General features: G+C 71.5%; 19 protein-coding genes and 3 pseudogenes. 9 read left to right on the top strand and 13 right to left on the bottom strand.

Annotated elements, in window-relative coordinates:
• Window positions 1-450: pseudogene (locus AB0M56_RS46205) on the top strand (HU family DNA-binding protein); the annotation flags it as partial.
• Window positions 451-2,839: 2,389 nt separating this feature from the next.
• Here the strand turns inward: AB0M56_RS46205 and AB0M56_RS46200 are convergent.
• From AB0M56_RS46200 to cofC, 3 genes are read right to left on the bottom strand one after another with little or no spacing between them, the layout of a single operon-like run.
• On the bottom strand, window positions 2,840-3,793 hold the full coding sequence (locus AB0M56_RS46200) for an NUDIX hydrolase (protein ID WP_364188708.1): 954 nt from the start codon (window positions 3,791-3,793) through the stop codon (window positions 2,840-2,842).
• Window positions 3,790-6,279, bottom strand: a complete 2,490-nt coding sequence (locus AB0M56_RS46195) for an RNA degradosome polyphosphate kinase (RefSeq protein ID WP_364188706.1) — start codon at window positions 6,277-6,279, stop codon at window positions 3,790-3,792. Before AB0M56_RS46195 ends, AB0M56_RS46200 begins: the two co-directional genes overlap by 4 nt.
• A gap of 56 nt (window positions 6,280-6,335) precedes the next feature.
• Window positions 6,336-6,968 (bottom strand): 2-phospho-L-lactate guanylyltransferase, encoded by a 633-nt coding sequence (gene cofC, locus AB0M56_RS46190; RefSeq protein ID WP_364188703.1) that lies wholly within the window; start codon window positions 6,966-6,968, stop codon window positions 6,336-6,338.
• A gap of 112 nt (window positions 6,969-7,080) precedes the next feature.
• Between cofC and AB0M56_RS46185 the strand changes: the two genes are divergently transcribed.
• From AB0M56_RS46185 to AB0M56_RS46175, 3 genes are all read left to right on the top strand, one after another.
• Window positions 7,081-7,785, top strand: coding sequence for a lysophospholipid acyltransferase family protein (locus AB0M56_RS46185; protein ID WP_364188701.1), 705 nt, complete (start codon window positions 7,081-7,083; stop codon window positions 7,783-7,785).
• On the top strand, window positions 7,785-8,810 hold the full coding sequence (locus tag AB0M56_RS46180; RefSeq protein ID WP_364188699.1) for an NAD(P)H-dependent glycerol-3-phosphate dehydrogenase: 1,026 nt from the start codon (window positions 7,785-7,787) through the stop codon (window positions 8,808-8,810). Before AB0M56_RS46185 ends, AB0M56_RS46180 begins: the two co-directional genes overlap by 1 nt.
• Window positions 8,811-8,998: 188 nt before the next feature.
• Window positions 8,999-9,478 (top strand): cysteine dioxygenase family protein, encoded by a 480-nt coding sequence (locus tag AB0M56_RS46175; protein WP_364188696.1) that lies wholly within the window; start codon window positions 8,999-9,001, stop codon window positions 9,476-9,478.
• A gap of 4 nt (window positions 9,479-9,482) precedes the next feature.
• Here the strand turns inward: AB0M56_RS46175 and AB0M56_RS46170 are convergent, their stop codons facing one another.
• The 7 genes and pseudogenes from AB0M56_RS46170 to AB0M56_RS46140 form a co-directional block, all read right to left on the bottom strand.
• Window positions 9,483-10,481, bottom strand: a complete 999-nt coding sequence (locus tag AB0M56_RS46170) for an asparaginase (RefSeq protein WP_364188693.1) — start codon at window positions 10,479-10,481, stop codon at window positions 9,483-9,485.
• A 9-nt stretch (window positions 10,482-10,490) separates the two neighbouring features.
• Window positions 10,491-11,312, bottom strand: a complete 822-nt coding sequence (locus AB0M56_RS46165) for a class I SAM-dependent methyltransferase (RefSeq protein ID WP_364188690.1) — start codon at window positions 11,310-11,312, stop codon at window positions 10,491-10,493.
• Window positions 11,309-11,686, bottom strand: coding sequence for a VOC family protein (locus AB0M56_RS46160; RefSeq protein ID WP_364188687.1), 378 nt, complete (start codon window positions 11,684-11,686; stop codon window positions 11,309-11,311). Before AB0M56_RS46160 ends, AB0M56_RS46165 begins: the two co-directional genes overlap by 4 nt.
• Window positions 11,687-11,762: 76 nt before the next feature.
• Window positions 11,763-13,325: a PQQ-binding-like beta-propeller repeat protein gene (locus AB0M56_RS46155; RefSeq protein WP_364188684.1), complete on the bottom strand. Its 1,563-nt coding sequence runs from the start codon at window positions 13,323-13,325 to the stop codon at window positions 11,763-11,765.
• 80 nt (window positions 13,326-13,405) lie between these two features.
• On the bottom strand, window positions 13,406-14,137 hold the full coding sequence (locus AB0M56_RS46150) for an FAD:protein FMN transferase (RefSeq protein ID WP_364188682.1): 732 nt from the start codon (window positions 14,135-14,137) through the stop codon (window positions 13,406-13,408).
• On the bottom strand, window positions 14,137-14,547 hold the full coding sequence (locus AB0M56_RS46145) for an FMN-binding protein (RefSeq protein ID WP_364188679.1): 411 nt from the start codon (window positions 14,545-14,547) through the stop codon (window positions 14,137-14,139). The genes AB0M56_RS46150 and AB0M56_RS46145 overlap by 1 nt, the downstream gene beginning before the upstream one ends.
• 10 nt (window positions 14,548-14,557) lie before the next feature.
• A pseudogene (locus AB0M56_RS46140) lies at window positions 14,558-15,913 on the bottom strand (ferredoxin reductase family protein).
• A 139-nt stretch (window positions 15,914-16,052) separates the two neighbouring features.
• Between AB0M56_RS46140 and AB0M56_RS46135 the strand changes: the two are divergent.
• Both AB0M56_RS46135 and AB0M56_RS46130 read left to right on the top strand, forming a co-directional pair.
• Window positions 16,053-16,754 (top strand): response regulator transcription factor, encoded by a 702-nt coding sequence (locus AB0M56_RS46135; protein WP_364188677.1) that lies wholly within the window; start codon window positions 16,053-16,055, stop codon window positions 16,752-16,754.
• A 5-nt stretch (window positions 16,755-16,759) separates the two neighbouring features.
• Window positions 16,760-18,197: pseudogene (locus tag AB0M56_RS46130) on the top strand (HAMP domain-containing sensor histidine kinase).
• On the opposite strand, the gene AB0M56_RS46125 reads toward AB0M56_RS46130, so the two are convergent.
• The gene (locus tag AB0M56_RS46125; protein WP_364188675.1) at window positions 18,169-18,843 is read right to left on the bottom strand and encodes a pyridoxamine 5'-phosphate oxidase family protein; all 675 of its coding nucleotides are present in this window, start codon (window positions 18,841-18,843) and stop codon (window positions 18,169-18,171) included. The pseudogene AB0M56_RS46130 and the gene AB0M56_RS46125 overlap by 29 nt on opposite strands.
• Before the next feature lie 93 nt (window positions 18,844-18,936).
• Between AB0M56_RS46125 and AB0M56_RS46120 the strand changes: the two genes are divergently transcribed.
• Together AB0M56_RS46120 and AB0M56_RS46115 are read left to right on the top strand one after the other, a co-directional pair.
• The gene (locus AB0M56_RS46120) at window positions 18,937-20,307 is read left to right on the top strand and encodes a PLP-dependent aminotransferase family protein (protein WP_364188673.1); all 1,371 of its coding nucleotides are present in this window, start codon (window positions 18,937-18,939) and stop codon (window positions 20,305-20,307) included.
• 1,168 nt (window positions 20,308-21,475) lie between these two features.
• On the top strand, window positions 21,476-22,573 hold the full coding sequence (locus AB0M56_RS46115) for a D-alanine--D-alanine ligase family protein (protein WP_364188671.1): 1,098 nt from the start codon (window positions 21,476-21,478) through the stop codon (window positions 22,571-22,573).
• 46 nt (window positions 22,574-22,619) lie between these two features.
• On the opposite strand, the gene AB0M56_RS46110 is transcribed toward AB0M56_RS46115, so the two are convergent.
• Window positions 22,620-23,144 carry a hypothetical protein gene (locus AB0M56_RS46110; protein WP_364188669.1) on the bottom strand — a complete coding sequence of 175 codons (525 nt, stop codon included), beginning with the start codon at window positions 23,142-23,144 and terminating at the stop codon, window positions 22,620-22,622.
• A 394-nt stretch (window positions 23,145-23,538) separates the two neighbouring features.
• Between AB0M56_RS46110 and AB0M56_RS46105 the strand changes: the two genes are divergently transcribed.
• Window positions 23,539-24,888 (top strand): MFS transporter, encoded by a 1,350-nt coding sequence (locus AB0M56_RS46105; RefSeq protein WP_364188667.1) that lies wholly within the window; start codon window positions 23,539-23,541, stop codon window positions 24,886-24,888.
• On the opposite strand, the gene AB0M56_RS46100 is transcribed toward AB0M56_RS46105, so the two are convergent.
• A complete protein-coding gene (locus AB0M56_RS46100; protein WP_364188666.1) occupies window positions 24,869-25,414 on the bottom strand; it encodes a DUF3515 domain-containing protein in 546 nt (181 codons plus the stop codon). The two genes, AB0M56_RS46105 and AB0M56_RS46100, sit on opposite strands and share 20 nt — an antisense overlap.
• Between the last annotated feature and the right edge of the window lie 6 nt (window positions 25,415-25,420).

Here is a 25,420-nt window from a genome sequence, read left to right as displayed (position 1 = left end):
AACGTGCCGGCCTTCCGTGCGGGCACGACGTTCAAGGACGTCATCTCCGGCACGAAGAAGCTGCCGAAGGCCACCGCCGTCAAGCGCACCACCACCGCCACGGCTGCCACCGCCTCCCGCGCGACCACCACGCGCGCGACCGCGGCGACCGGCACACGTGCGGCTGCCTCGCGCACCGCGGCGACCCGCCCGGCCACCACGCGCTCCACCACGACGCGTACCCGCGCCACCGCTGCGAAGCCGGCCGCTGCGACGAAGACCGCCGCTGCCAAGCCCGCCGCGACGCGCGCGAAGGCTGCCACCACCACCAAGGCTGCCGCTGCGAAGCCGGCCGCCAAGGCCACGGCGACCAAGGCCGCTGCCGCGAAGCCGGCCGCTGCCAAGCCTGCTGCGAAGAAGGCCGCTGCGAAGCCGGCCGCCAAGCGCACCAGCGCTGCGAAGAAGAAGTAACACCATCCCGGCGTTGACGCCGGGACGTGCACTTCACGGCAGGGCCCCCTCCCATCTCGGGAGGGGGCCCTGCCGCATGTGTGGGGTGGTTCTGGTCGAGTCGGATGCGGTGTTGGACATCGGGTCTGACTGGCTTGGGGATGCTGGGGCTCGCAGGAAACGGTGCGCATGGTTCGGTCGCCGGGTTTTGGCCGGCGGTGCCGGTGCGCATGGTCTGGCCTGCAGGATCACGGCACTGCACGGGAATGACGAGACCTGCGCACTGCTGGCTCGCGCGGCACAGAACGGCGGACGAGAACACGCTGCTGCATAAGCCGAGAGCCCGCTACGAACAACGCGGCCCGACGCTCTGGTGTAACGGGTTGGGCGCGGTCCAGCCATTGGGTCTGTCCCGCGTACTCCCGCAGGACGGCTCCCGCGAGCCTCGCAATGCCGGGACAAGCAATCGCCAGGCAGTGGCATACCTGCGATAGATCACTGCCTCACTTACCGCCCGGCCGCGGCACGGTGTAATGCGCGGACACGCAATCAACTCCCAGCTTCCTATCGGCGGAATCGCCCGCCCAGCTCAGGGTGCGGTCTTGGCCTCGGGCCGGCAGCTCGGCCACGCGGCGGATGTCAGGACGCGAACGTGGCCGGGAAATGAGGGCGCTACCGCGCGTTCCTCGCGCTCTTGATCGGCAGGACGCCTGAGGCCCGACGCACCGGAAATGGTGTGCTACCTGCGTGTTCGTGCTCTCCGGCCCACGCGAGGTGCGAACGGCGTGGTCGCGCCGCGGGTTCCGCCGCCGTCTTCTCGTGTCTGTCGGGAGAGCGGCTTCGCCGGAACGACGCGGGACGGCTGTGGTCCGGTGAGCTGGAAATGGTGCGCTGCGTGCATGGTCGGCTCGCGGGCCGCGCGAGGTTGCGTGCGGCGTGGCAGAGGGGTGGGGTGCCGCAGCCGTCCTCTCGTATTTGTCGGGGGGAGAGGTTGTGCCGGAACGGCCGGGATGGGTGCTGTGCGCTGGGAATAGTGCGTCGCCTCGCGCGCTCGATCCGCGCTTGGTTTGTAGTCGGGCCCGCGGGGTTTTGTGGTCGGCGGGGTGCGGCTGCGGACTCCCGTTGTCCCTCTGAAGTGGCTGCGGTCCTGTGCTGGTACGGCCGCGATGGGTGCGGTGCAAATGCGCCGGAATGGAGCGCCGCCTGCATGCTCGCGCGCTCGATCCGCGCGGGGTTTGTGGTCGGCAGGCTGCTGCGGACTCCCGTGTCCCTCTCAAGCGGCTGCGGTCCTGTGCCGGAATGACAGAGGGATGGGTGCGGTGCAGTGCGCTGGGAATGGAGCGTTACCTGCTTGTTCGCGCGCTCGGCTCGCGTCAGGTCGGGTGCTGCGCGGCGGAGCGGCGGGGTGCTGCCGCGGGCGTCCTTTGTCTGTCGGGAGTGGCTGCGATCCCCGTCGAGATGACCGGGGTGGGCGTGGTGCGACGCGCTGGAAAGGTGCGCTACCTGCATGTTCGCGCTCTCGGTCCAGGCGAGGTTGGGTAAGGCGTGATGGGGCAGCGAGACTCGGGCGGTCCTCGATCATCTCTCCGGAGATCGGCCGTGGCGCTGAACCGGCATGGCTGGAGCGGTCGGGCTCGCGGCTTGCGTGACGCCGGTGTTTGGTCTGCCGGGTGGAGATAGTGGTGCGGTGCCCTCGGCCGCAGGAGGGCTGCTGCGGCCCTGCGAAGTGGCGCGCAGCTCGGTGTTCTTCCCGGGGCTGAGCTTGGAGCGCGGCTGGGAGTGCCGGAGAGGCAGGGCGGGCCGCGCGGACCTTGCCGCACGTTGTCGTGTGCCTGCGGTGTGCGGGAGCAGTGCGGCGGAACCGCCGTTCGAGGCCTGCGATTGCCCGGATTCCGCGGGGAAGGAAGCGGGAGCGGCTGGGCCGTCGAGTGGATCGGCTGCGGGGCAACGCATCCGAGGCCTGCCGGCGGATATGGCCTGGAGCTGCGAGTTCACTCCGCAATGCGGAGCGAGGAAGGCTCAGCCGAGACCCCTACCGTACCAGGGAGTCGTGGCCTGGGAGCGTCGCTGGGGCGCCCGAAGGCCACAGCGCGGCCGAGGGCTCTGCGGAGGCGAGACGGACAGTCCACGGCGAGCCTGAGCGCCCCTGCCGGCGGTCCCACGACGCAAGGCGGGATGAAATTTCACTCCCACCCCGAGCGCTTGATCCGCCGTTCGGGCGGACTTGTGTACCCATCGCCGGCCACCCCGGGCGGGAATAGCCATCTCTATAGAATCCCCGCCAAGCCGCCCCGCGAATAGCGACCCGCCCACTTTTCGAGCCCATTCGAACACCGCCATTCCCCGAAACGCGGAAGGCCTCCCCGCGGCCGACAACAGCCGGCGGGGAGGCCCGAACAGAAGAACTGCGTCAGTGTCGCGAAGGGGCGGGTGCGGGCAACGGCGTCGGGTAGTAGTCCGCGCCGGCCAGGCGCGGGCCGACGTCGCCCGACGGGGGGAGGAAGGAAAGGACCCAGAGGGAGCCTTTCTTGCTGGGCACGACGCCCCCGCGGGCGGCGGCGAGCTCGGTGCCGTCGCGGTCGGCCAGGGCGCTGATCAGGTCCGGGATCACGCCGCCCTGGCTGGCGATCAAAGGGGTGCCCCCGCCGCCGGCGATGGCGAGGAGGCGGGCGATCCCGAGGACCGGGTCGGGCCAGTAGCCCTCTTCCGAGAGGAGGTTCTCGTGGCGCACGTCGACGCCCAGGTCCTCCGCGACGCCTCGCACGGTCTGCACGCAGCGCAGGCGCGGGGCCGAAAAAACCCGGTCCGGGCCGAAACAAGGCAACAGCTTGCGCAGGGCTTCGGCTTGGCGCTGGCCGGCGTCGGACAGGGGGCGCAAGTCGTCGTCGCCGGTCCAGTCGTCGCGTTTGCCCGCCTTGGCGTGGCGGACGAGCAGCACGGTGATCAGCGACACCGGCAGCGCGCAGAACTCGCGCAGCACGCGCACGTCCGCGTCGCGCGTGAGGAGGCGTTCGGCCGCGACCACGTCGAGCCAGCGCAGCTCGTCGACCTCGTCGTTGGCCAGGAAAGTCCCCGACACGGCTTCACCGCTGAAGTAGTCGACGGTCTTCTTCAGCACGCCACCGCCGCTGCGGGCGGGCACGTCGTACGCGCTCTGCGCGACGTGGCGCCCCAGCACCACGCGGTAGCCGGTTTCCTCCCACACCTCCCGCACGGCGGTGGCGGCGAGGGTCTCGCCCGGATCGGCCTTGCCCTTCGGCAACGACCAGTCGTCGTAACGAGGCCGGTGCACCAGGGCGACTTCGAACCCGTCACCGGCGCGGCGCCACAGCACCGCGCCGGCTGCGCGGACATCCACGCTCATCCGGCGGCCCCGTGCAGCTTCGCGAGCTCCACCTGGTGGTCGCGTACCTGCGAACCGGCGCCCGGGGAGGGCTGCCACTCGCCGCTGGCCGTGAGGACCCAGCACCGCGTGGTCGGGTCGAGCGCCGAATCGAGCACGGCGTCGAGCTGCTGCGTGAGCTTCGTGTCCTTCACGCGCACCAGCGCTTCGATACGACGGTCGAGGTTGCGGTGCATCATGTCGGCGCTGCCGATCCAGTGCGTACCGCCCGCGCGGAAGTGGAACACCCGCGAGTGCTCCAGGAACCGGCCCAGGATCGAGCGGACGCGGATGTTCTCCGACAGCCCCTCGACACCCGGCTTCAGCGCGCAGATCCCGCGCACCACTACATCGACGGGCACCCCGGCCTGCGAAGCGTGGTACAGCGCGTCGATCACCTGCTCGTCGACGAGCGAGTTGCACTTGATCCGGATCCCGGCGTCCTGCCCGGCGCGCGCGAGCTCGATCTCCTCGCCGATCGCGCGCACGATGCCGCGGCGGATTCCGTGGGGCGACGTGAGGATCGTGCGGTAGGTGTCCTGCCGCGAGTAGCCCGTGAGCACGTTGAACAGGTCGGTCACGTCGGCGCCGATGCTCGGATCGGCGGTGAGCAGGCCGATGTCCTCGTACAGGCGCGCGGTCTTCGGGTTGTAGTTGCCGGTGCCGATGTGGCAGTAGCGCCGGATGGTCGAGCCTTCCTGGCGCACGATCATCGACACCTTGCAGTGGGTCTTGAGCCCGACGAGGCCGTAGACCACGTGCACGCCCGCGCGCTCCAGCGTGCGCGCCCACGTGATGTTGGCCTGCTCGTCGAAGCGCGCCTTGATCTCGACCAGCGCCACGACCTGCTTGCCGGCCTCGGCGGCATCGATCAGCGCGTCGACGATCGGGGAGTCGCCCGACGTGCGGTAGAGCGTCTGCTTGATCGCCAGCACCTTCGAGTCGGCCGCGGCCTGTTCGATGAAGCGTTGCACGCTCGTGGAGAACGAGTCGTACGGGTGGTGCACCAGCACGTCGCCCTCGCGCAGCGTCGCGAACACGCTCTTGGGCGTCTCGCGCTCGCCGAACGCCGGGTGCGTCGCCGGCACGAACGGCCGGTCCTTGAGCTCCTTGCGGTCCACACCGGACAGCTGGTGCAGACAGGTCAGGTCGAGCAGGCCCGGCACCTCGACGACGTCGGCCGGGTCCACCTCGAGCTCGCGCAGCAACAGCTCGAGCATGTGCTCGCTCATGTCCTCCGCGACCTCGAGCCGCACGGGCGGGCCGAAGCGCCGCTGCGCGAGCTCGCGTTCTAGGGCCTGCAGGAGGTCCTCGTCGCGGTCTTCCTCGACCTCGAAGTCGGCGTTGCGGGTGACGCGGAACACGTGGTGCTCCGTCACCTCCATGCCGGTGAACAGCTCGCCCAGGTGCGCGGCGATCAGCTCCTCCAGTGGCAGGAACGTGGCCGTGCGGCTGGTGCGTTCCGGCTCCACGCGCATGAGGCGCGGCACGTTGCTCGGCACCTTCACCCGGGCGAAGCGCTCCGTTCCGCCCTGCGGGTCGCGCACCGTCACCGCGAGGTTGAGCGACAGGCCCGAGATGTACGGGAACGGGTGCGCCGGGTCGACCGCCAGCGGTGTGAGCACCGGGAAGATCTGCTCCGAGAAGTAGCTCGACAGGCGCAGCTGGTCGGCGCCGGCGAGGTCCGCCCAGCCGACGAGCTGGATGTCCTGCTTCGCGAGCTCCGGGCGCAGGTGGTTCTCGAACGCGCCGATGTGGCGCTCCACCAGGTCCTGGTTGCGCTTGGCGATGTAGTCCAGCTGCTCGCGCGGCGTGAGCCCGTCGGCGCTGCGCACGGACAGGCCGGTGTCGTCGCGGCGCTTCAGCCCGGCCACGCGGACCATGTAGAACTCGTCCAAATTGGACGCGAAGATGGCGAGGAACTTCGCCCGCTCCAGCAGCGGCTGCGACTCGTCCTCGGCGAGTGCGAGCACTCGCGCGTTGAAGTCGAGCCAGGACAGCTCGCGGTTGAAGTACCGGTCGTCGGGCAGCGTCTCAACGGCGGTCGGCGCGGCCAAGGTGACGGCGGGAGGAGCCGAGGGCACGCCGCGGAAGTCGTCGCCCGAGGCGTCGACCGCGGCCGTGGTGCGCCGGGCCGCGGGCCGGGCGGTCTCGGGGGCGGCCACGGCCGTGGCCGCGGTGGTCTTGCGGGCGCGCGAGGTTTTCACCGGTGTGGTTTTCGGTTCGCTCTTGGCGGTCTTGGCCTTGCCGGCGGCGTTGGTGCCCGCCTTGGCCGCGGTCGCGCGAGCAGCCGTCGTCACCGCGTCGGCGGAAGCGACGCTCTTGCTCGGAGGCGTCTTCTTCGCTGCGCTGGTGTGTCGTGCGGGGCTTCCAGGCGCCTCAGCTTTCGCCGCGCTGGCCCTGCGCCGCCGGGCGGGCTGTCCGTTCCGGGCGGATGTGCTGGCGTCGTCTGTGCTCACGACGCCCATTGTTCACTACGAAGCAGCAGTTTGCGCAGACCGCGGTGAAGGTCAAATGAACACCTTCAGCCCAATGGGACGGATTCGTCGGGCAGCAGTGCCGCCGTGCGTTTGCCGACGCCGAGCGCGCGCACGAGCTCGAGATCGTCCGAAGTGTCCACGTCGCTGCGCAACGACACCACCGCCCCGGCCAGCGGGACGGCTCCGGAATCGGCGTGCCGCTGGGCGGAACCGCCGCCGAACCGCGGGTCGAGCGGTGCGCCGGGAGCCGACAGCAGCAGCGTGGTGCCGGTGCCCTGGTGGTCGGCGACGAACGCGCGCCGCCCGGCTGCTTCGGCCAGCGCGTCGGCGAAATCGCCCGCGCGCAGGGCCGGCAGGTCGGCCTGCAGGGCGCCGACGATTCCGCGTGGCTCGTCGTCGCGCAGCAGAGCCGCACCGTGACGGAGTGCTTCGTTGAGGCCGCCGTCGCCCGGTTCGGTCACCAGCTCGACGCCGAGACCGGCCAGTTCGGACACCGCCGCCGGGTCCGAGGCGACCACGAGCACGCGCCGCACGCCGGCCACCGAGGTGACCGCGGCCAGCGTGTCGTAGGCCAGCGCCAGCACCAGCTCGGCGTGCTCCGGCTCGGCGACCGCGCCACGCAGGCGCGACTTGCCCACGCGGGGGTGTTTCAACGGCACGACCAGGTCCACGTCCACCTGTCCATCTTTACCCGAAAGCTCCGCGGTGCGTGGTGAGCACACCCTCCCTGGACTGCGTGAACCCCGGCGCGGCAGGATCTGCCCGAGTGGATCGTTCGGAGGAGGAGACTTGGCACGGCGTGAGAAGGGCGGCTTCTGGGTGGGGTTGGCCGCGTTCGTGTTCTACCCACTGACCCGCATCGGGAAGCGGTCGTACCTTGGCGCGGAGAAGATTCCGCGCCAAGGCCCGGCGGTGCTCGTGCTGAACCACATCTCCCACTTCGACCCGGTGGTGGATGCCGTGTTCGTGCACCGCCAGAAGCGCGTGCCGCGGTTCTTCCTCAAGGACAGCCTGCTCAAGGTCCCGGTCCTCGGGAAGATCGCGACCGCGTCGGGCCAGATCCCGGTGTCGCGCAACTCCAGCGCGGCGGGCGACAGCCTCCGGGCCGCGCACGAGGCGCTGGCCGAGGGCAAGATCGTCGTGATCTACCCCGAGGGCACGATCACGAAGGATCCGGCCGGCTGGCCCAAGGAGTCGTTCACCGGTGTCGCGCGGCTGGCGCTGCAGAACGACGCGCCCGTGATCCCGATCGCACGCTGGGGTACCAACCAGATCTACAACGGCTACACGAAGAAGTTCACGCCGTTCCCGCGCAAGACCGTGACGCACCTGATCGGCGACCCGCTGGACCTGTCGGCCTACGCGAACGCCAACCCCCGCAGCGCCTCCACGCTGCGTGAGGTGACCAAGCTGATGATGGACGAGGTCACCCGGCTGCTCGCCGAGATCCGCCACGAGGAGCCGCCCGTGAAGAAGCCGGAGGACGGCGCCTGATGGCCGCCTTCGCCACCGACGTCCAGCGGGTGACGGTGCTGGGCGCCGGCTCGTGGGGCACGGCGTTCGCCAAGGTCCTCGGCGACGCCGGCCGCGACGTGACGATGTGGGCGCGGCGCGAGTCGATCGCCGCGGAGATCTCCGCGCACCACACCAACGAGTCCTACCTGCCCGGCACGCGGCTGCCCGACCGCATCACGGCGACGGCCGACCCGGCCGCGGCGCTCGACGGCGCCCAGGCCGTGGTGCTCGGCGTGCCGAGCCAGAGCCTGCGCGCGAACCTCACCGCGTGGCAGCCGCTGCTGCCGCCCGAGGCGATCCTCGTGAGCCTGGCCAAGGGCGTGGAGCTGGGCACGCTCAAGCGGATGAGCGAGGTGATCGCCGAGCTGGCGAAGGTCGACGCGGGCGAGATCGTGGTCGTCTCCGGGCCGAACCTGGCGCGCGAGATCGCCGCCGCGCAGCCGGCCGCCGCCGTGCTGGCGTGCGCCGACCACGAGCGCGCCATGGCAATCCAGCGGGCGAGCTCGAACCAGTACTTCCGCCCCTACACCAACACCGACGTCGTCGGTGTCGAGCTGGGCGGCGCGTGCAAGAACGTGATCGCGCTCAGCTGCGGCATGGCCGCGGGGATGGGCTTCGGCGCCAACACGATGGCGACGCTGATCACGCGCGGGCTCGCGGAGATGGCGCGCCTGGGCGCGAAGCTCGGCGCCGACCCGCTGACGTTCGCGGGTCTCGCCGGCCTCGGTGACCTCGTGGCGACGTGCTCGTCGCCGCTGTCGCGCAACCGCACGTTCGGTGAACGCCTCGGTCGTGGCGACACGCTGGAGCAGGCGCAGGCCGCCACCGGCGGGCAGGTCGCCGAGGGCGTCACGTCGTGCTCGTCGATCCGCGAGCTGGCGCGCAGCCTGGGCGTGGACATGCCGATCACCGACGCGATGCACCGCGTGTGCCACGAGGGCGTGGACCCGCGTCGGGCCGGCGCGGAGCTGCTGGGGCGCTCGCAGAAGCACGAGTGGAGCTGACCTCCCAGGGGCTGGGAAGCGGTTGACCGCCGGGGCCGGCGCTGGTTGGCTGTCGGCGTGACGATGTGCCTGATGACTGCGCGGCCGGGGTCCTGTGACCTCCGCCCGGTCATGCCGTCGTGTCGCTGTTGTCGGTGAACCCAGCCCCGGCCCAGCTTCTCCCCCCTTTTCTCCTGCGAGGAACGACCATGTTCGCCGTCCCGGACAACACCCTGCTGCGTCCCGAGAACCCCGCCCTGCGCCACCCCGTGCGCGTCGCCCTTCAGGTGGCCGCCGACCGCGACCGCTGGGCGAGCCTCCTGCGCTACGACCCCGACGAGCGCTTCTCCGCCCTCGTGGAACGCGGCGACGGCCAGGAGGTCTGGCTGCTGAGCTGGCTGCCCGGCCAGCACACCGACCTGCACGACCACGAGTTCTCGACCGGCGCGTTCACGGTCGTCTCGGGGCGGCTGACCGAGGCCGTCGCGCGCCGCTCGCCCGACAGCCGCGCGGTCACCGAGCTGCACGCGCTGGCCGTCGGGCAGTCGCGCGTGTTCGGACCCGGGTATGTGCACGAGATGCGCAACGACGGGCCGGACCCGGCGATCAGCGTGCACGTCTACCGCGACGGGCCGCGCGCGATGCGGCCGTACCACCTGGATCCGCTCGGTGGTCCGGTCCGGGACTGACGGCTCAGCGGTCCAGGTCGCCACGCAGGCGGAACTCCTGCTCGACGCGTTCTCGCGAGGCGCCGGTGGCGAGCAGGACCTGAAGCAGGACGCGGGCTTTGCGGGGGTCGAGCCAGCCGGCCATCGTCGCGCCGAGGCGGATCAGGCTCGACTCGGAGCCGTGGAAACCGTAGGTGCCGCGGAACGTGGTGCCCGCGCCGGTGCGTGAGGCGACGACGATCGGCACCTTCGCATCGGCGATCACGTCGGCGGTCCCGCGCGAAACGTGGCCGACGCCGCTGGCCGCCACGACCACCCCGTCGGCGCCGCCGTCGAGGACGAGCTTGAGCAGTTCGCCGGAATCCGCGATGCCCGCTTCCAGCAACGGAACCAGCCCCGAGAAGTCGGCGCTTTCCACCGGAACTGCTGACGGACGTCCGCCGGCCGGGTGGAAGTAGTGCACGTTGCGTTCCGCGACGAGCCCGAGCGGTCCCGCCGGGTTCGAGGAAAACGCTTCGAGGTGGCTCGCGTGTGCCTTGCGCACCCAGCGCGCCGAGTGCACGTCGTCGTTGAACGCGACCAGCGCACCGCGCCCGCGGCTGCGGGGTTCGGCCGCGACGGTCAGCGCCGCCAGGAGGTTCGCGGGACCGTCCGCGCTGGGCAGGCTCGGGTTGCGCATCGCGCCGGTGACGACCACCGGCACGTCGTGGGGCCAGGTCAGCTCGAAGAAGTACGCCGTCTCCTCGAGGGTGTCCGTGCCCTGCACCACGACGAGTCCCGCCGCGCCCGCCGCCACCTGCTCCAGAGCCCATCGGCGCGTCCGCAGCAGCGTCTCGTAGTCCATCGAGGCGCTGGAGATACCGGCGAGTGTGGCCGCCGCGACGTCCATCGGCAGGTCGGCGCCGAGGTCGCCGAGCAGGTCCTCGGCGGTCAGCCGCGGCACCACCCCGTCTTCGATCGAGCGGCCGGGGGCCATGGAAATGGTGCCGCCCAGCGCGGCGACGGCGACGAGAGCACGAGTCATGCCCGCACTCTAGGAAACCTTCGCCGCCTGCAGGGTGTAGCTCGCCGCGAGGCGACGCGGGTTCTCGCGCAGCCGCCATTCGCCGCCGCCGACTTGGTGCATTTCGTGCGGCAGCGCGTTCCACGGCACGGTGTCGTGTTCGGTGAACGCGGTGAGCGTGAGGCCGTTGTCGAGCAGCGCCGTGATGATTTCGCCCAGCGAATGGTTCCACGAGTGCGTGGTGCTGTTCACGATGGGACCGTCGGACTCGACGTAGGTGGTTTCCTCGGCGAACACGAGCGGTTCGGTGTGTTCGAAATACTGGTACTTCGGCCAGCCGTGCTCGGCTTCGTCGTCGAGGGTCCACAACATCGGGTGGCCCTCGCGCAGGAACAACCGCCCGCCCGGCTTCAGCAGCCGCGCCACGACCGTGGCCCACTGGGCGATGCGCGGCAACCAGCACAGCGCACCGATCCCGGTGTAGACGAGGTCGAACGCACCTTCGCCGAACACGTCGACGGCGTCGTAGGTGTTGGCCTCGTGGTAGTCGATCTCCGCGCCGACGCTGTCCATGAGCTTGCGCGCTTCCGCCAGCGAGCCGGGGGAGAGATCGAGGCCGGACATCCGCGCGCCCAGGCGGGACAAGGAAAGCGTGTCCGTGCCGATGTGGCACTGCAGGTGAACGCCGCGCAGGCCGGAAACGTCACCGAGGCGCGGGAGGTCGAACCGCACGACGTCGCTGAGGTAGCCGGGGTCCGTGCGGAAGCGTTCGAAGCCGTAGTACTCGGACTTCGCGTGCACGGCCGCGCGCTCGTCCCAGTTGACGCGGTTGAGGTCGAACGACTCGGTCACTTCACTGCCTTTTCGGCCTTGCTGCGGAGTACGCAGAATTCGTTGCCTTCCGGGTCGTGGAGCACGGCCCAGCCGGTGCCGTCGGCGTTGCGCTGGTCGTCGAACATCGTCGCGCCGGCCACGAGCAGTCGTTCGACCTCGGCGTCGCGCGGGCCTTCGGGCGTGAGGCACAGGTGGATGCGGTTCTTCACGGTCTTGGTCTCAGGCACGCGGATGAACAGCAGCGTGCCGCCGTGGTCGAGCTCGATGCCGACCTCCGGGTCGCCCGGCTCGTCCTCCTCGGCGACGGGCCGGCCGAGGACGCCGCTCCAGAACTGGGCCAGCGCATACGGATCGGCGCAGTCGAAGGTGGTGTTCTCGACGATGGACGGCATCGGTCTCCCCTGCTCGGTCGCGGTGATCGCAGTCTGCCCGAAAAGACCGTTCTCACGCGAGGCGGTTTCGCCGAGCTCAGCCGGGGAAGCCGACGACCGGCGCGGGGGTGCCGCCGTACGTGCTGCGCGCGAGGACGATCGCGCCCGGCGCCGGCACGAGGCGCAGGTCCGACAGCGAGCGCGAGCCGTCCATCCGCACCACCCGGCTGGTCGGCGCGCTGCCGTCGAAGCTCTGCACGAGGAGGGTCAGGTCGCGGCCGGTGTCCTGGCACGCGCGCAGGTACGTGTGCCGGGTGGTGGCGTCGGCCGAGCGCACGGGGCAGGCGCCGAGGTCGATCGGGTGCGTGGCGCCGGTGCCGGGACCGAGGGCCTCGGCGGACGTCTTTTCCTGCTCGATCACGGGAATCGGTCCCACGTCCATCCGCACCCACCGCGACGCGTCCGGCTGGGCCAGGAGCCGGCCGGTCTCGGTGTCGAACAGGCCGTTCAAGACGGAGCCGGGGGCGGCGGCGCGGCCGACGAGCCGCAGCCACACGACGGCGCCGTCGGTGGTGGTGGCGGGGGAGATGTCGAGCCGTTCGCCGTCGGGACCGGTGGTCTCGACCACATGGCGCCAGCGTTCGCGCCCGGTCACCTCGTCGAGCGCGACGAGTCCCGCGGAACGCCCGCACTCCAGGGCGGCGAGCACCACCGTCCGGGCTTGCGCGGGCAAGGTGTACGGGTTCACGCACCCGGCCGGCGCGGACCAGTGCCAGAGTTCGGCGCCGGTCTGGATGTCGTAGCCGGCGTACGCGTCGTCGCGGACGGTCAAGGTCTTGGTGCCCACCAGGATCTCCCCGGTCTCGACCAGAACCGACGGCACCACGCGGTCGAAGCGCGCGGTGCCGGTGTCGGCGTCGAGGACGACCACCAGGTCATTGCTGCTGTCGGTTTTCGACGCGAAAGCGGCCACGACCGTGCGCCGGTCGGCGGACGCGAGCAGCGCGTGGACCCTCGCGCCGGGCCGGGCGTAGGACCAGTCGCGGCTGCCGTCGAGCCCGTCGAGCGCCGTCACCGAACCGTCGGCGGCCGCGACGACGACTCCGTGCCCCGCGGCCACCATCGCGCTCACGTCGGCCGGCGGCTGCCAGGACCACTGCCGGCCGCCGGGCTTTTCGGCCACCGGTTCGGGGGTCAGATCCGGCACGCCGCGGATCGTGCTCGCGGTGGCGGCTCGGTCCGCGGCGAACGGCGCCGCCACTCCCACGGCCGGCACGACGACGGCCACCAGCAAGCCGAGCGGACGGATTCGCCACGTCGTGGAGTCGAGCAACCCGACCGCCACCCCCACCGCGCCCACGGCGAGCACCGGGGTGTCCAGGCCGGGCACACCGCCCTGCACGTCGAGCACCAGCCGCACCACGGCGGCCACGGCGGTGGCGATCCCGAGAACCGCCGCCGCGACCCGCGCCTTGCGCGACCGCGCCAGCCCCAGCACCGCGGAGACGACCGCCCCGGCGACGAACCACAGCAGCCCCACGCCGCTCGCTCTCGTCGCGCCTCCCGACAAGAACGGCGCGACCACCACGCACACCACACCGGCAACCGTCGTCAACCGCAGCACGCTCAGTACGACGCAGTTCGCCGGTTCGCGTTTCACCGCCACCGTGAACATCCGGTGACAACGACATCACGTCGGCGCTGGTCGGAAAGCCACCGAGTGCACTGTGGACACTCGGGTCAGGCGAGCGTGAGGCCGGGAGAGCGGTGGACGCGCCGCCGGGCGTCGACGATCAGCACGTCGCAGCCGGGTTGTCCGGCGACCCAGGTGATGCCGTCGGCGCCGAGGGCGAACGCGGCGGTGGCCAGCGCGTCGGCGTGCGTGAGGTCTTCGGCGACGACGGTGACGCTCAGCAGCCCGGTGGCGGGCAGGCCGGTGCGGCCGTCGAGCACGTGGGCGCCGCGTTCGTACGCGGCCGAGGTGGCGACGGTGCCGTCGCGGGAGGCGACCACGGCGCAGACCGCTTCGGGCTGTTCGGGATGGCGGATGCCGACGCGCCACGGCCGTCCGGGCTCGGGCTCGCCCGTGGTGACGACGTCGCCGCCGGCGTTGAGGCAGAACCGGCGTGCGCCGGCCGCGTGGAGGCGATCGGCCGCACGCTGCACCGCCCAGCCTTTGACGACGGCGCACGGGTCCAGGCCACGGCCCGGCAGCCGGGCGGAGAAGGCGCCGCCGGAGAGGCCTTCGTAGTACGCGCAGAGGCCGAGGACCTCGTCGAGGTCCGCGCTGAGTTCGGTGGTTTCGCCGCGGTCGTAGCGGCACACTTCGCTGCCGGAGCGAAACGGGCTGAAGCGGGCGTCGACCTCGCGCAGCCACCGGAACGCGTCGGCGCGCGCGCCGGTGAAGTCTCCTTCGTCGCGCAGGTCGAGCGACACGGGCAGGCCCATCACCTGCTCGACGTGCGTGGCCATCACGAGCCCTTCGCGTCGAGCGCCGCCTGCAGCGACTTGATGTACGACTCGCTGGTCTGCGTCGCGCCCGAGACGGTGTCGATGTTCGCGCTCTGCGCCTGCAGGGCTTCCTCGCGCAGCAGCGGGATCGCGTCTACGCCGCGGCCGCTGTCCGGCTGCTGCACGAGGGTGACGTCGGTGATCCGGCTGCCGGAGAAGGACACCTGCACCTGCACGGTGCCGAACTCGGTCGACTCGGCGCTGCCCTGAGTGGTCAGGGCGCCGGAACCGGCCGAAGTGGACGGTGCGGTGGTGGTTGTCGGAGCAGAGCCGTTCGTGGTGGTGCTGCTCGTCGCCGGCATCGGGTCGAACCGCCAGACGGCCACGAACCCGGCGATCGACAGCGCGACCACGAAAATCGTCTTCTTCATCGGAAGCTCCTCACGCGGCCAGGCTGAAGCGTTCGGCGTGGACCTGGGTGCCGGGCACGCGCAGCTCCCGCAGGCTGCGCAGCACGGCCGACGTCATCCCGGGCAGACCGCAGACGAACACGTCGCGGTCGCCGAGGTCCGGCACCAACGCGTGAAGTGCGGCGGGACCCAGCACGGGGCCGTGGGGGCCGTGCAGATCCGACGGTCCACTGAGGACGTGCACGACCGCGCCGCGGGCCTTGGCCAGCGCGTGCAGCTCGGGCAGAAGCACGGCGTCGGCCGATGTCCGCACGCGGTAGAGCAGCACGACGTGGCCGCGCACGTCTTCGAGCAACGCGCGGATCGGCGTGATGCCGACGCCGCCGGCGACCAGCAGCGCGTCGGGCCGTTGCTGGTGGATGGTGGTGAAGGCGCCGTACGGGCCTTCGGCGAACACACGCGTGCCGACGCGCAGCGACCGAAGGCTCGCGCTGGAGCTGCCGACCGCTTTGGCGGTGAGCCGCAGCGTGCGGCCGTCGGGCGCGGCCGAGAGGGAGAACGGGTTGGCCTGCCACCAGCGGTCCCGCGTGAGGAATCGCCACAGGAAGAACTGCCCCGCGCGAGCCGACAGCCGGTCGAGGTCGCGGCCGGTCATGTAGACGGACACGGTGTCGGGCGACTCGGGCACCACGGCGACCACCCGCAACCGGTGCCGCAGGTTGCGTCGCAACGGCAGGAGCACACGCCCGGCCAGCACGGCCAGACCCGCGCCCAGCCACAGCGTCCACCAGTACGCACGGGCAGCCGGGTGGCTCGCGAACGACTGCCCGACGGCGATCTGGTGCGTGAAGGCCAGCACCACCGCGGCGTAGGTGTAGAGGTGCACGAAGTGCCACGTCTCGTAGGCCATCCGCTTGCGCGCGAAGCGGGCGGAAGCCGCGCCGACCACCAGGATGAGCATGAACGCGACGATCGCGCGCAGGATCCCCTCGGTTGTGTTGGCCAGCTGCACCAGCTCGTCGGCCGCGTTCGTGCCCTCGATGGCGGAGTAGCCGACGACCACCAGCACCACGTGCGCGACCAGCAGCCACAGCAGGCTGAAGCCCGTCCAGCGGTGCCATGACGTGAGCCGGTCCATGCCGAGCCGGCGGTCGAGTCACGGCAGGCGTGCGACGAGCAGCAGCTGCACAGCCATGGCCTGCGCCGCGTAGATGCCGGCGAGGCGCCCGGCGCTGATCAGCGGGTCGTCCGACAGGTCGCCGACGGCGAAGAACACCGCGGCGAGCACCACGTTGGCCGCCAGGAACACGAAGATCCACGCCTTGGCGACCACACGGGGCGCCACCGCCGGGCGGGGCGGAACGGCGATCGGGGTCAGGAAACTCACGGGGAATCCCTTCGGCTCGGGTGTCACGAACGCCAGCGTCGCCGCGGAACCTGTGGCGGATCTGGGCGGAACCTGTCGACTGGCTGTCGGCCGCGCGCTCCGCTCGCGCGCCCGCGCGGTGGTCACGGAGGATGGTGGAGTGGACAACCCGAACCCGGTGCGGCTGCTCGTCGTCGACGACGAACCGCACATCGCCGATCTCGTCGCGACCGTCGCCCGCTACGAGGGCTGGCAGGCCGTGACCGCGGGCTCGGGCGCGGCGGCGCTCAGCCGCGCGGCGGAGTTCGGGCCCGACATCGTGGTGCTCGACCTGATGCTGCCCGACCTCGACGGCTTCACCGTGCTCGACCGCCTGCGCGAACACGGCAACGCCGTGCCCGTGGTCTTCCTGACGGCGAAAGACGCGACGGCCGACCGCATCGCCGGCCTGACCCGAGGTGGCGACGACTACCTCGTGAAGCCGTTCTCCGTCGAGGAGTTGATGGCGCGGCTGCGGGCGGTGCTTCGCCGGAGCGCGGCCGTGCCGCCCGCGCCGCGCACCGCAGTGTTGCGCGTGGCGGACCTGACGCTCGACGAGGACACACGCGAGGTCCGTCGCGGAGATCGGCTCGCGGAACTGACGCCGACCGAGTACGAGCTCCTGCGATACCTCATGCGCCGCTCGCCGGCTGTGCTCACGAAGGCGCAGATCCTCGACCACGTGTGGGAGTACGACTTCGGCGGCCGGTCCAATGTCGTCGAGCTGGTGATCTCGCACCTGCGCCGCAAGCTCGACGACGGTGCCGAACCGCTGATCCACACCGTGCGCGGCGTCGGCTACGTCGTGCGGGCGGGGCGGTGAACCGGCTGCGGCGCTGGGTTCGCCGCTGGTACGCCGCGTGGCGCGCGTCGCGGCTCGGCACGCGGCTGGCGTTCGGGCTCGGCGCGCTGGCGCTGGTGGTGTTCGCGATCGTGGGGACGGTCACTGTCGGGTTCATGCACGGCTACCTCGGCCGTCGCCTCGACGAGCAGCTCAAGACGAGCCAGGTCGCGCAGGTGCCGGGGCTGCGCAGCTCACACGGCAACCCGGAAGTCGTCTACTCGTGGTTCTCGGCGGTGTTCGAGGTCGACCGTGGAGAGGCGACGCCGCAGCCCGGGAGCAACCTGCCGACCGACATCACGCCGCTCGCCGACGTCGCGTCCGACGCCACGCGTGGAGACGTGTTCCGCACGGTGTACCTCCACGGCGACGGGCCCTATCGCGTACGCGCGTGCCCGGTCGCGACGGATTCCGCCGGCAGCGGAACGGTGTTGCTGAGCGCGGCGCCGCAGGCGGATCCGGACAGCACGGTGCGGCAGCTGGTTCTGGTCGAGGTGATCGCGTTCCTCATCGCGCTGGCGATCCTCGTCGTGGTGGGACGGCTCGTGCTGCGCCGCGGTCTGCAGCCGTTGTCGGACATGGCGGGCACGGCGCACGACATCGCGTCGCACGACCTCGCGGGGACGGCGAACCTGCCGGTGCGCGCGACGGGCGAAGGCGGAGGTGGCGGAGCTGCGCACGGCGTTCAACGTGATGCTCACGCACATCGAGTCTTCGCTCGCCGCGCGGACGGCCGCCAACGAGCGCCTTCGCCGTTTCGTGGCCGACGCGTCGCACGAGCTGCGTACGCCGCTCACGTCGATCCGGGGCTACGCGGACCTTTTCCGGTACGCGGCGGCGAACGAGCCCGAGGAACGCGAGGCGCACCTGGCGAAGATCCGCGAGGAGACGGCGCGGATGAGCGTGCTCGTCGACGATCTGCTGCTGCTCGCGCGCCTCGACGCCCACGACGCGGAGCCGCCGGTGCGGCCCGAACGGGTGGACGTTGTCCCGATTGCCGAGGCCGCGGCGGACGCGTTCCGGGTGGGCCGGCCGGCGCATCCGCTCGCGGTGGCGCCGGGTTCGTCCGCGCCGGTTTTCGTCGACGCGGATCCGGTGCGGCTGCGGCTGATCTTCGACAACCTGCTGGCGAACGCGGCAGTGCACACACCTTCGGGGACGCGGGTGGAGGTGTCGATCGGTGTCGCGGATTCTCACGCGGTGATCCGGGTGGCGGACGCCGGGCCGGGGATCGCGCCGGAGGATCAGCAGCGGATCTTCGACCGGTTCTTCCGCGTCGACAACTCGCGCACGCGGTCGGCGGGTGGCACCGGTCTGGGCCTGTCCGTGGTGCACTCGCTGGTGGTGGAACACGGTGGCACGGTCGAGGTAACGAGCCGGCCGGGCCAGACCGTGTTCACCGTGCGGCTGCCTCTGGCTGGGTGACGCGTCCGGTCACGTGCCCGGGCACGCTCCAGCCGGCGGGCAGGTCGGCGGAGGGTTCTGGCTCGCCGAAGACGGTCTTGACCGGGAGGACGCCGGCCCAGGCGCTGTTTTCGGTGACGTCTTCCGGCTCGTCGTCGGGGCCTTCGGCGCGCAGCTTCACCGAGGCTTCGGCGAGGTCGAGCGCGAGGACGGAGACGGCGGCGAACTCCTTCGCGTTGACGCCGCGTGCGTGGTCCCACGAGCCGGGGGAGAGGTGGTCGGTGAGCACGCGCAGGGCGTGGAGTTTCTCGTCCTGGTCGGTGATGAGGCGCGCGCGGCCGAGGACGACGGCGCTGCGGTAGTTCATGGAGTGGTTGTTGACCGAGCGGGCGTAGACGATGCCGTCGAGCAGCGTGACGGTGACGCAGACGTCCACGTCCAGCGCGGCGGTGCGCAGACTGGCCGCGCCCGTGGAACCATGCAGGTAGAGCGTGTCGCCGTCGCGGCCGTAGCCGGTGGGCAGCACGAGCGGCGCGCCGTCGCGGACGAGGCCGAGGTGGCAGATCAGGGCCTCGTCGAGCACGGCGTGCAGCGTCGCGCGGTCGGTGGCCGCGCGGTTCTTCTTGCGGCCGAGGGTCGTGCGGGGGGTCGGCGAGAGGCTCGTCATGTGCGCAGTGTCGCGCGGGTGAGTGGACGTGTTGAACGGCCACTTCTTCTACACTTGGGAAGTCCACTTTCCTTTTTCGGTTCGGGAGGTTCCGTGTCGTACGCCGACACCGCGCTGCCGGTGAGCCTCGATCGCGAGGCGAGCACGCCGCTGGCCGTGCAGCTGGCCGACGCGCTGCGCGAGGCCGCCGCGAGCGGGCACCTGCGCGGCGGCGACCGGCTGCCGTCCACGCGCGCGCTGTCCGAGCGGCTCGGGGTTTCGCGCACGGTGACCTCGGCCGCGTACGAGCAGCTGCACGCCGAAGGCTGGATCGCCGGGCGCCACGGCTCCGGCACGTACGTGACGACACCGCCGACGCGCGCGGCCGCATCGGTGTCCCCGGCGGGACCGCTCGCGCCGGAACCCGAGACGGCGCCCGTGCTGGATTTGACGCCGGGCACGCCGTGGGCGGCCGGTCTGGACCGCGCGGCCTGGCGCCGCGCGTGGCGGGCGGCGGCCGACCCGGAGCCGTTGGTCCGCGCCCACCGCGCCGGCCTGCCCGAGTACCGCGCGGCCGTTTCGGAACACCTGTTGCGGCACCGCGGTCTGGCCGCCGGCTCGGTCTTGGCGACGGGCGGGACCACGGCCGCCGTCGTGGAGCTCGCCGCCGCGGTGCTGCGGCGCGGCGCGGTGGTGGCGTTCGAGGAGCCGGGTTACCAGCGGGCTGTGCAGGCGTTCCGGTCCGCCGGGCTGACGGTGGTGGGCGTGCCCGTCGACGAGGAGGGCCTCCGCCCCGACGCGATCCCCGCCGGCGCGCGGGCGGTGTACTGCTCTCCCGCGCACCAGTACCCGATGGGCAGCCGCATGAGCGCGGCGCGCCGCGTGGAGCTCGTGGAACGCGCCCGCGCCGATGGCATGCTCGTCATCGAGGACGACTACGACGGCGAGCTGCGCTTCGACGTCGCCCCACTGCCCATGCTGGCCGCCCTCGCGCCCGACGTCGTCGTCCACCTGGGGACCACGAGCAAGATCCTCACCCCCACGCTCGGCGCCGGCTGGCTCGTCGCGCCCGCCTCGGTCACCGAGGCCGTGCTCGCCTACCGCGACCTCACCGGCACGCGCCCCTCGCCGGCCGGCCAGCGCGTGCTGGTGGAGCTCGCCCGCCACGGCGACCTGGGCCGCCACCTGCGTAAACTCCGCCGCGAACTCGCCGAACGCCGCTCTCTGTTGTCGGCCGCGCTCACCTCCGCCGCCATCCCCATCCTCGGCGACGACGCCGGTGCCCACCTCGTGGTCCCCTTCGCGTCCGCCGCGCAGGAAGCCCGCTGCTTGACCGAGGCCGAACGCCACGGCATCCGCCTGGACGGCCTGGCGCGCCACTTCGCCGGGACGCCGACCGTGCACGGGGTGGCGCTCGGGTACGCGGGCTGTTCGCGGGAGGCGTTGGTGAGTGCGCTGCCGGCTTTGGTGGATTTGCTTCGCTGACCGACCGAGGTACTGCGCCTTCCGCGGCGGCCGCCGCACCGCGCGACCGGTCCGGTGGCACCCGAGTCGTCGCTCTCGCTGCCGTGGGGCGCGCTCGCGAGGCGCTCATGCCGGCGCGGCCACCGGCGGGTTTGCTTGGCTGACGGCAAGGGTGGCGCTGCTTCACCTGCGGCGGTGAGTTGGCGTGCTGCGCGAGCGGTCCAGCGACACCGCACTCGTTGCTGTCGGTGCTGGGGGCTTTTATCGCGAGGCGCTCGTGTCGGCGCCGCTGGCGGGTTTGCCTCGCTGGCCGGCAGGCCGCGGGGTGTTTCGCCTGCAGTGACGAGGTGGCGTGCGGCGCGAGTGGTCCAGCCACACCTCACTCGTCACTGTCGGCGCTGCGGGCCTTTCTCGCGATGCTCCCGTGCCGGCGCCGCCGGTGGGTTTGCTTGGCTGACGGCAAGGGTGGCGCTGCTTCGCCTGCGGCGTCGGGTGGCGTGCGGCGCGAGTGGTCCAGTGGCACCTCAGTCGTCACTGTCGGCGCTGGGGGCTTTTCGCGCGGGGCTCTCCTGCCGGGGCCGGCGGCGGATTCACCTCGCTGACCGGCCGGCGCGGGACGCCTTCGCCTGCGGTGACGAGGGGGCGTGCTGCGCGAGTGGTCCAGTGGCACCTCAGCCGTCACGCGCGGTGCCGCGGGGCGCGCTTGCGAGGCTCTCGTGCCGGCGCCGCCTCCAGCCGCGGGTGTGCTCGCCGACCGCAAAGGTGGCGCTGCTTTTGCCGCTGGCGGTGAGCGGCGTGCAGCGCGAGTGGTCCTTTGGTGCCGTAGCCGCTCGGCCGCGGCGTCGAAGAACCACTCGCCCCCGCCGATACGGCGCGCTCCTCGTCGCGGCGCTTTTGCCACGGTGCGGCCGACCCGGGCCGCACCGGTTGCCGATGTGCTCGGCTGCGGTCGGGGCCCGCGGACTCGGGAGAGTGACCGGTGTGCAGCGCGACCGGTCCACTCGGGCAACCGGCGGGAGGCGTCCGTCACTGGTCCGACAGCGCCTGCACCCGGAGGCACCCCGGCGTCGAACAAGCACCTGATCATGCCCAACCCGCACCCACCACCCCCGCGGGTGGACGGGCCGGGGGACCGTCGCAACGCCGGGTGCGCGCCGTTGGGCGTGGTCACCCGGTACGGTGAGCGACCATGAGTGCTGAGAAGATCCGCGTGGCGGTCGTGTTCGGCGGTCGCAGCAGCGAGCACACCATCTCGTGCCTGTCGGCGGGCAGCGTGATCGCGAACCTGGATCCGGAGCGCTACGAGGTGCTTCCCGTGGGCATCACCCCGCAGGGTGGCTGGGTGCTCGGCACCGGCGACCCGAAGGAGCTGAGCATCCAGGGCCGCGAGCTGCCGACCGTGGAGTCCGGCCGCGCGCTCGTGCTGGCGGGCGACCCGACCAGCCGCGAGCTGCGCACCGTCGACCCCGGGCAGGCGACCGAGGTGCTCGGCACCGTCGACGTGGTCTTCCCCGTGCTGCACGGCGCGTTCGGCGAGGACGGCACCATCCAGGGCCTGCTCGAGATGGCCGACATCCCCTACGTCGGCCCGGGCGTGCTGGCCAGCGCCGCCGCCATGGACAAGGAGTACGCGAAGAAGCTGCTCGCCGCGGAAGGGCTGCCGGTGGGCACGTACGCGGCGCTCCGCCGTGGACAGTCCACTTTGGCCCAGGGTGACCGGGAACGCTTGGGGCTGCCCCTTTTCGTGAAGCCCTCGCGCGCGGGCTCGTCCGTCGGGATCTCGCGCGTCACCGACTGGTCCGATGTGGATGCCGCCATCGAGCTGGCCCGCCGCACCGACCCGAAGGTGCTCGTGGAAGCTGCTGTGGCCGGGCGTGAGGTCGAGTGCGGCGTGCTGGAGTTCCCCGACGGCCGCGTGGAAGCCTCGCTGCCGGCGGAGATCCGCGTGCTCGCCGAGGGCGAGGACGCCTGGTACGACTTCGAGACCAAGTACCTCGGCGAAGACGCCGAGCTGGACATCCCGGCCAAGCTCGACGACGCCCTCACCGACCGCCTCCGCGCCATGGCCGTCGAGGCGTTCCGCGCGCTCGACTGCCAGGGCCTGGCCCGCGTCGACTTCTTCGTCACCGAAGCCGGCGACCTCGTGATCAACGAGGTCAACACCATGCCCGGCTTCACCACGAAGTCCGCCTACCCGAAGATGTGGGAGGTCACGGGCGTCGACTACAGCACGCTCCTGTCGACCCTCATCGACACCGCCATCGCCCGCGGCACCGGCCTCCGCTGACGCCACACAGGGTCACCCACTCGGGTGACCCTGTGTGGTCACGTGATCAGGGGATCGACTTACCCAGCGCGAGCAACGCCGCCGGCGTCAGGAACGTGTAGAGCGACGTGACGGTCAGGATCCCGCCGAGCACCTTGCCGGGCAGCTTGCCGTAGGTCGTGGCCGCCACCGCGAGGAACGCGACCAGCCACACCACGAGGATCGAGTGCAGCATCCAGCTGCCGGCGAAAAACTTCCACCACAGCAGCGGCACCACGGCCACCGCCACGGCCAGGTTGCCGACCGGCCGGAGGTCCAGGCCTCGCACGAGAGTCACGCCCAGCGTGGTGAAGAACGTGCCGTAGAACGTGACGATTCCGGCCAACGGGACGCCCGTCGCGGGCGGCGCCGTCGCGATGATCACGGCGGCTTGCAGGAGGTCCACCACGCCGGCGAGCAGGGTCACCCAGCCGACCGTGGTCAGTGGATTCGGGCCGTCCTCGGCGGGTTTGGCGCCGATCCCGAGAAATGCCAAGCCGTTGAGCCAAACGGCGAGTCCCGAGACGACGAAGATCACGGTTATCGGCGGCACTGGTGATTCCTTTCCGAGGTGGAATTCGGCGCGCGACAGGTTCACTCGGCGCACCGTGGAGTCGAAAGACCAAGGGGTACAACGAGAAACGGTCGACCCGGAGCTGCGACGATCGGGGTCGAGCGAAACTGCAAACGGTGAAGAAAAGAAACCTCCTGACATTCCCGGCCCGATATCACGGAGAATTTCACCGGCGCGGCATTTCCCGATGATGTCGCCCGGAACAACTTGGTGTTTCCGTTGTTTCGAAATAATGAACAGCTGCAGGAAAGGGCAGCGCCACAACCGCCGAACCGACGAACGGCATCACCCACTACAGTGATCATCCGGTGGCACCGGGTGACGCCGACGTGGCCCGCGCGCGGCACGCCCAGGCCAGGGCAGGAGACAACGCGTGCAGATCGCATCCCGGCTCGACCGGCTCCCGGTCACCCGCCGGCACCGGTACTTCGTCGCCGTGGTGGGGGTGGCGACGTTCTTCGACCTCTACGACCTGTTCCTCGCGTCCACGATCAGCACCGTGCTCACGCACGAGTTCGGCGTCACGGCCGACGCGCTGAAGTACGTGCTCGCGTCGGCGTTCGTCGGGGCGTTCGTGGGCGCGGTGTGCCTCGGCAAGCTCGCCGACCAGCTCGGCCGGCGCCGCGCGTTCTTGCTGACGCTCGGCCTGTACTCGGTGTTCACGCTGCTCGGCGCGTTCAGCACGGACGTCTGGATGCTCGTGGTCTGCCGCTTCGTCGCCGGGATCGGCATCGGCGCCGAGCTCCCCGTCGCCGACGCCTACCTCGCCGACCTGCTGCCCGCGCGCGCCCGCGGCCGCGCGACAGCCTGGGCGTACACGCTCGGCTTCTGCGGCGTGCCCGCCGCCGGGTTCCTCGCGCGGGCGCTGGCCGGCCATTCGCCGCTCGGCGTCGACGGCTGGCGCTGGCTGTTCGTGATCGGCGCGCTCGGCGCCGCCGTCGTCTGGGGTTTGCGGTTCACGCTGCCGGAGTCGCCGCGCTGGCTCGCCGCTCGCGGGCGAGAGGCGGAAGCCGACGAGATCGTGCGCAAGCTCGAAGCCTCGGCACCGCAACCGCTCCCGGAACCCGCGCCCGATCTGCCCGCGCCGGAACCCGTGCGGTTTTCCGCGCTCCTGCGCAAGCCGTGGGCGCGGCGCACGTCGATGCTCTACATCTTCCAGCTGCTGCAAGCGTTCGGCTACTACGGCTTCGGCTCGCTCGTGCCGATCGTGCTGGCTGCCAAGGGGTTCAGCCTCGTGAACTCGCTGACGTTCAGCGCGATCACGTTCCTCGGCTACCCGATTGGTTCCGCGCTTTCGATCCCCGTCATCGAACGGATCGAGCGCAAGTGGCTGATCGTCGCGAGTGCCGCGGCGATGGCGGTGTTCGGGCTCGCGTTCGGCTACTCGACAGCCGGTGTGGCGATCGCGGTGTTCGGCTTCTGCTACACCGCCGCCAGCAACGTGTTCTCCAACGCCTTCCACACCTACCAGGGCGAGCTGTTCCCGACGTCGCTGCGCGGCACGGCCGCCGGTTCGGCGTACGCGCTCTCGCGCCTGGCCACCGCGGCGATGCCGTTCATCCTGCTGCCGGTGCTGCAGGCGCAGGGCGCCACCAGGATGTTCGCCGTCGTTGCCGCCGCGATGGTGGTGCTGATCGTCGACGTCGCCGTTTTGGGGCCACGCACCACGGGCGACTCGCTGGAGGAAATCGCCGCCCGGACGGTCAGAACTTCAAGGGTTTGACCGGCAGCTTCGCGTTGACGGTGTCCGACACCGTCTGCAGCGGCCCGGTCCCGGCCGAGTCGGGGACGGTCAACGCGATGTAGACGTCGCGGTCCACCACGTACCAGGTGGCCGCGGCGTCTTCGGTGACCTGCAGCCACTGCACGCCGTTGACCACACGCAGCTGCGCGGTCGGGGTGAGCTCCGGCGGCCGGTCGAGCCCGCACCGCAGCACGATCGCGTCGCCGTCACCCCAGGCGACGGTGGACTTCGGCGCGGGCTGGGCGAGCGTGCGCCGGGCGAGGTCCTGGCCGTTGGACTTCAAGGTCGCGGGCAGCGCGTCGACGACCGTCGTGCACGCCTGCGTGGTTGCCTGCGGGGCGGGAACAGCGACGAGGGGGAGCGGTCCACTCGCGACGCCCTCGTCGCTGAGCGCCGATTTCTTCGTCACCGCGAAGACGGCGACCACCACGGCCAGCGCGACCACGAGCACGGCCGCGACCACGAGGACCACCCGCGGGGGTGCGCCGGTGTCGGAATCTGCCACCCCCGA

Source organism: Amycolatopsis sp. NPDC051372 (assembly GCF_040682095.1).
GTDB lineage: Bacteria > Actinomycetota > Actinomycetes > Mycobacteriales > Pseudonocardiaceae > Amycolatopsis.
The sequence above is the reverse complement of the archived record's forward strand: the minus strand, read 5'-3'. Positions and strand labels throughout refer to the sequence as shown.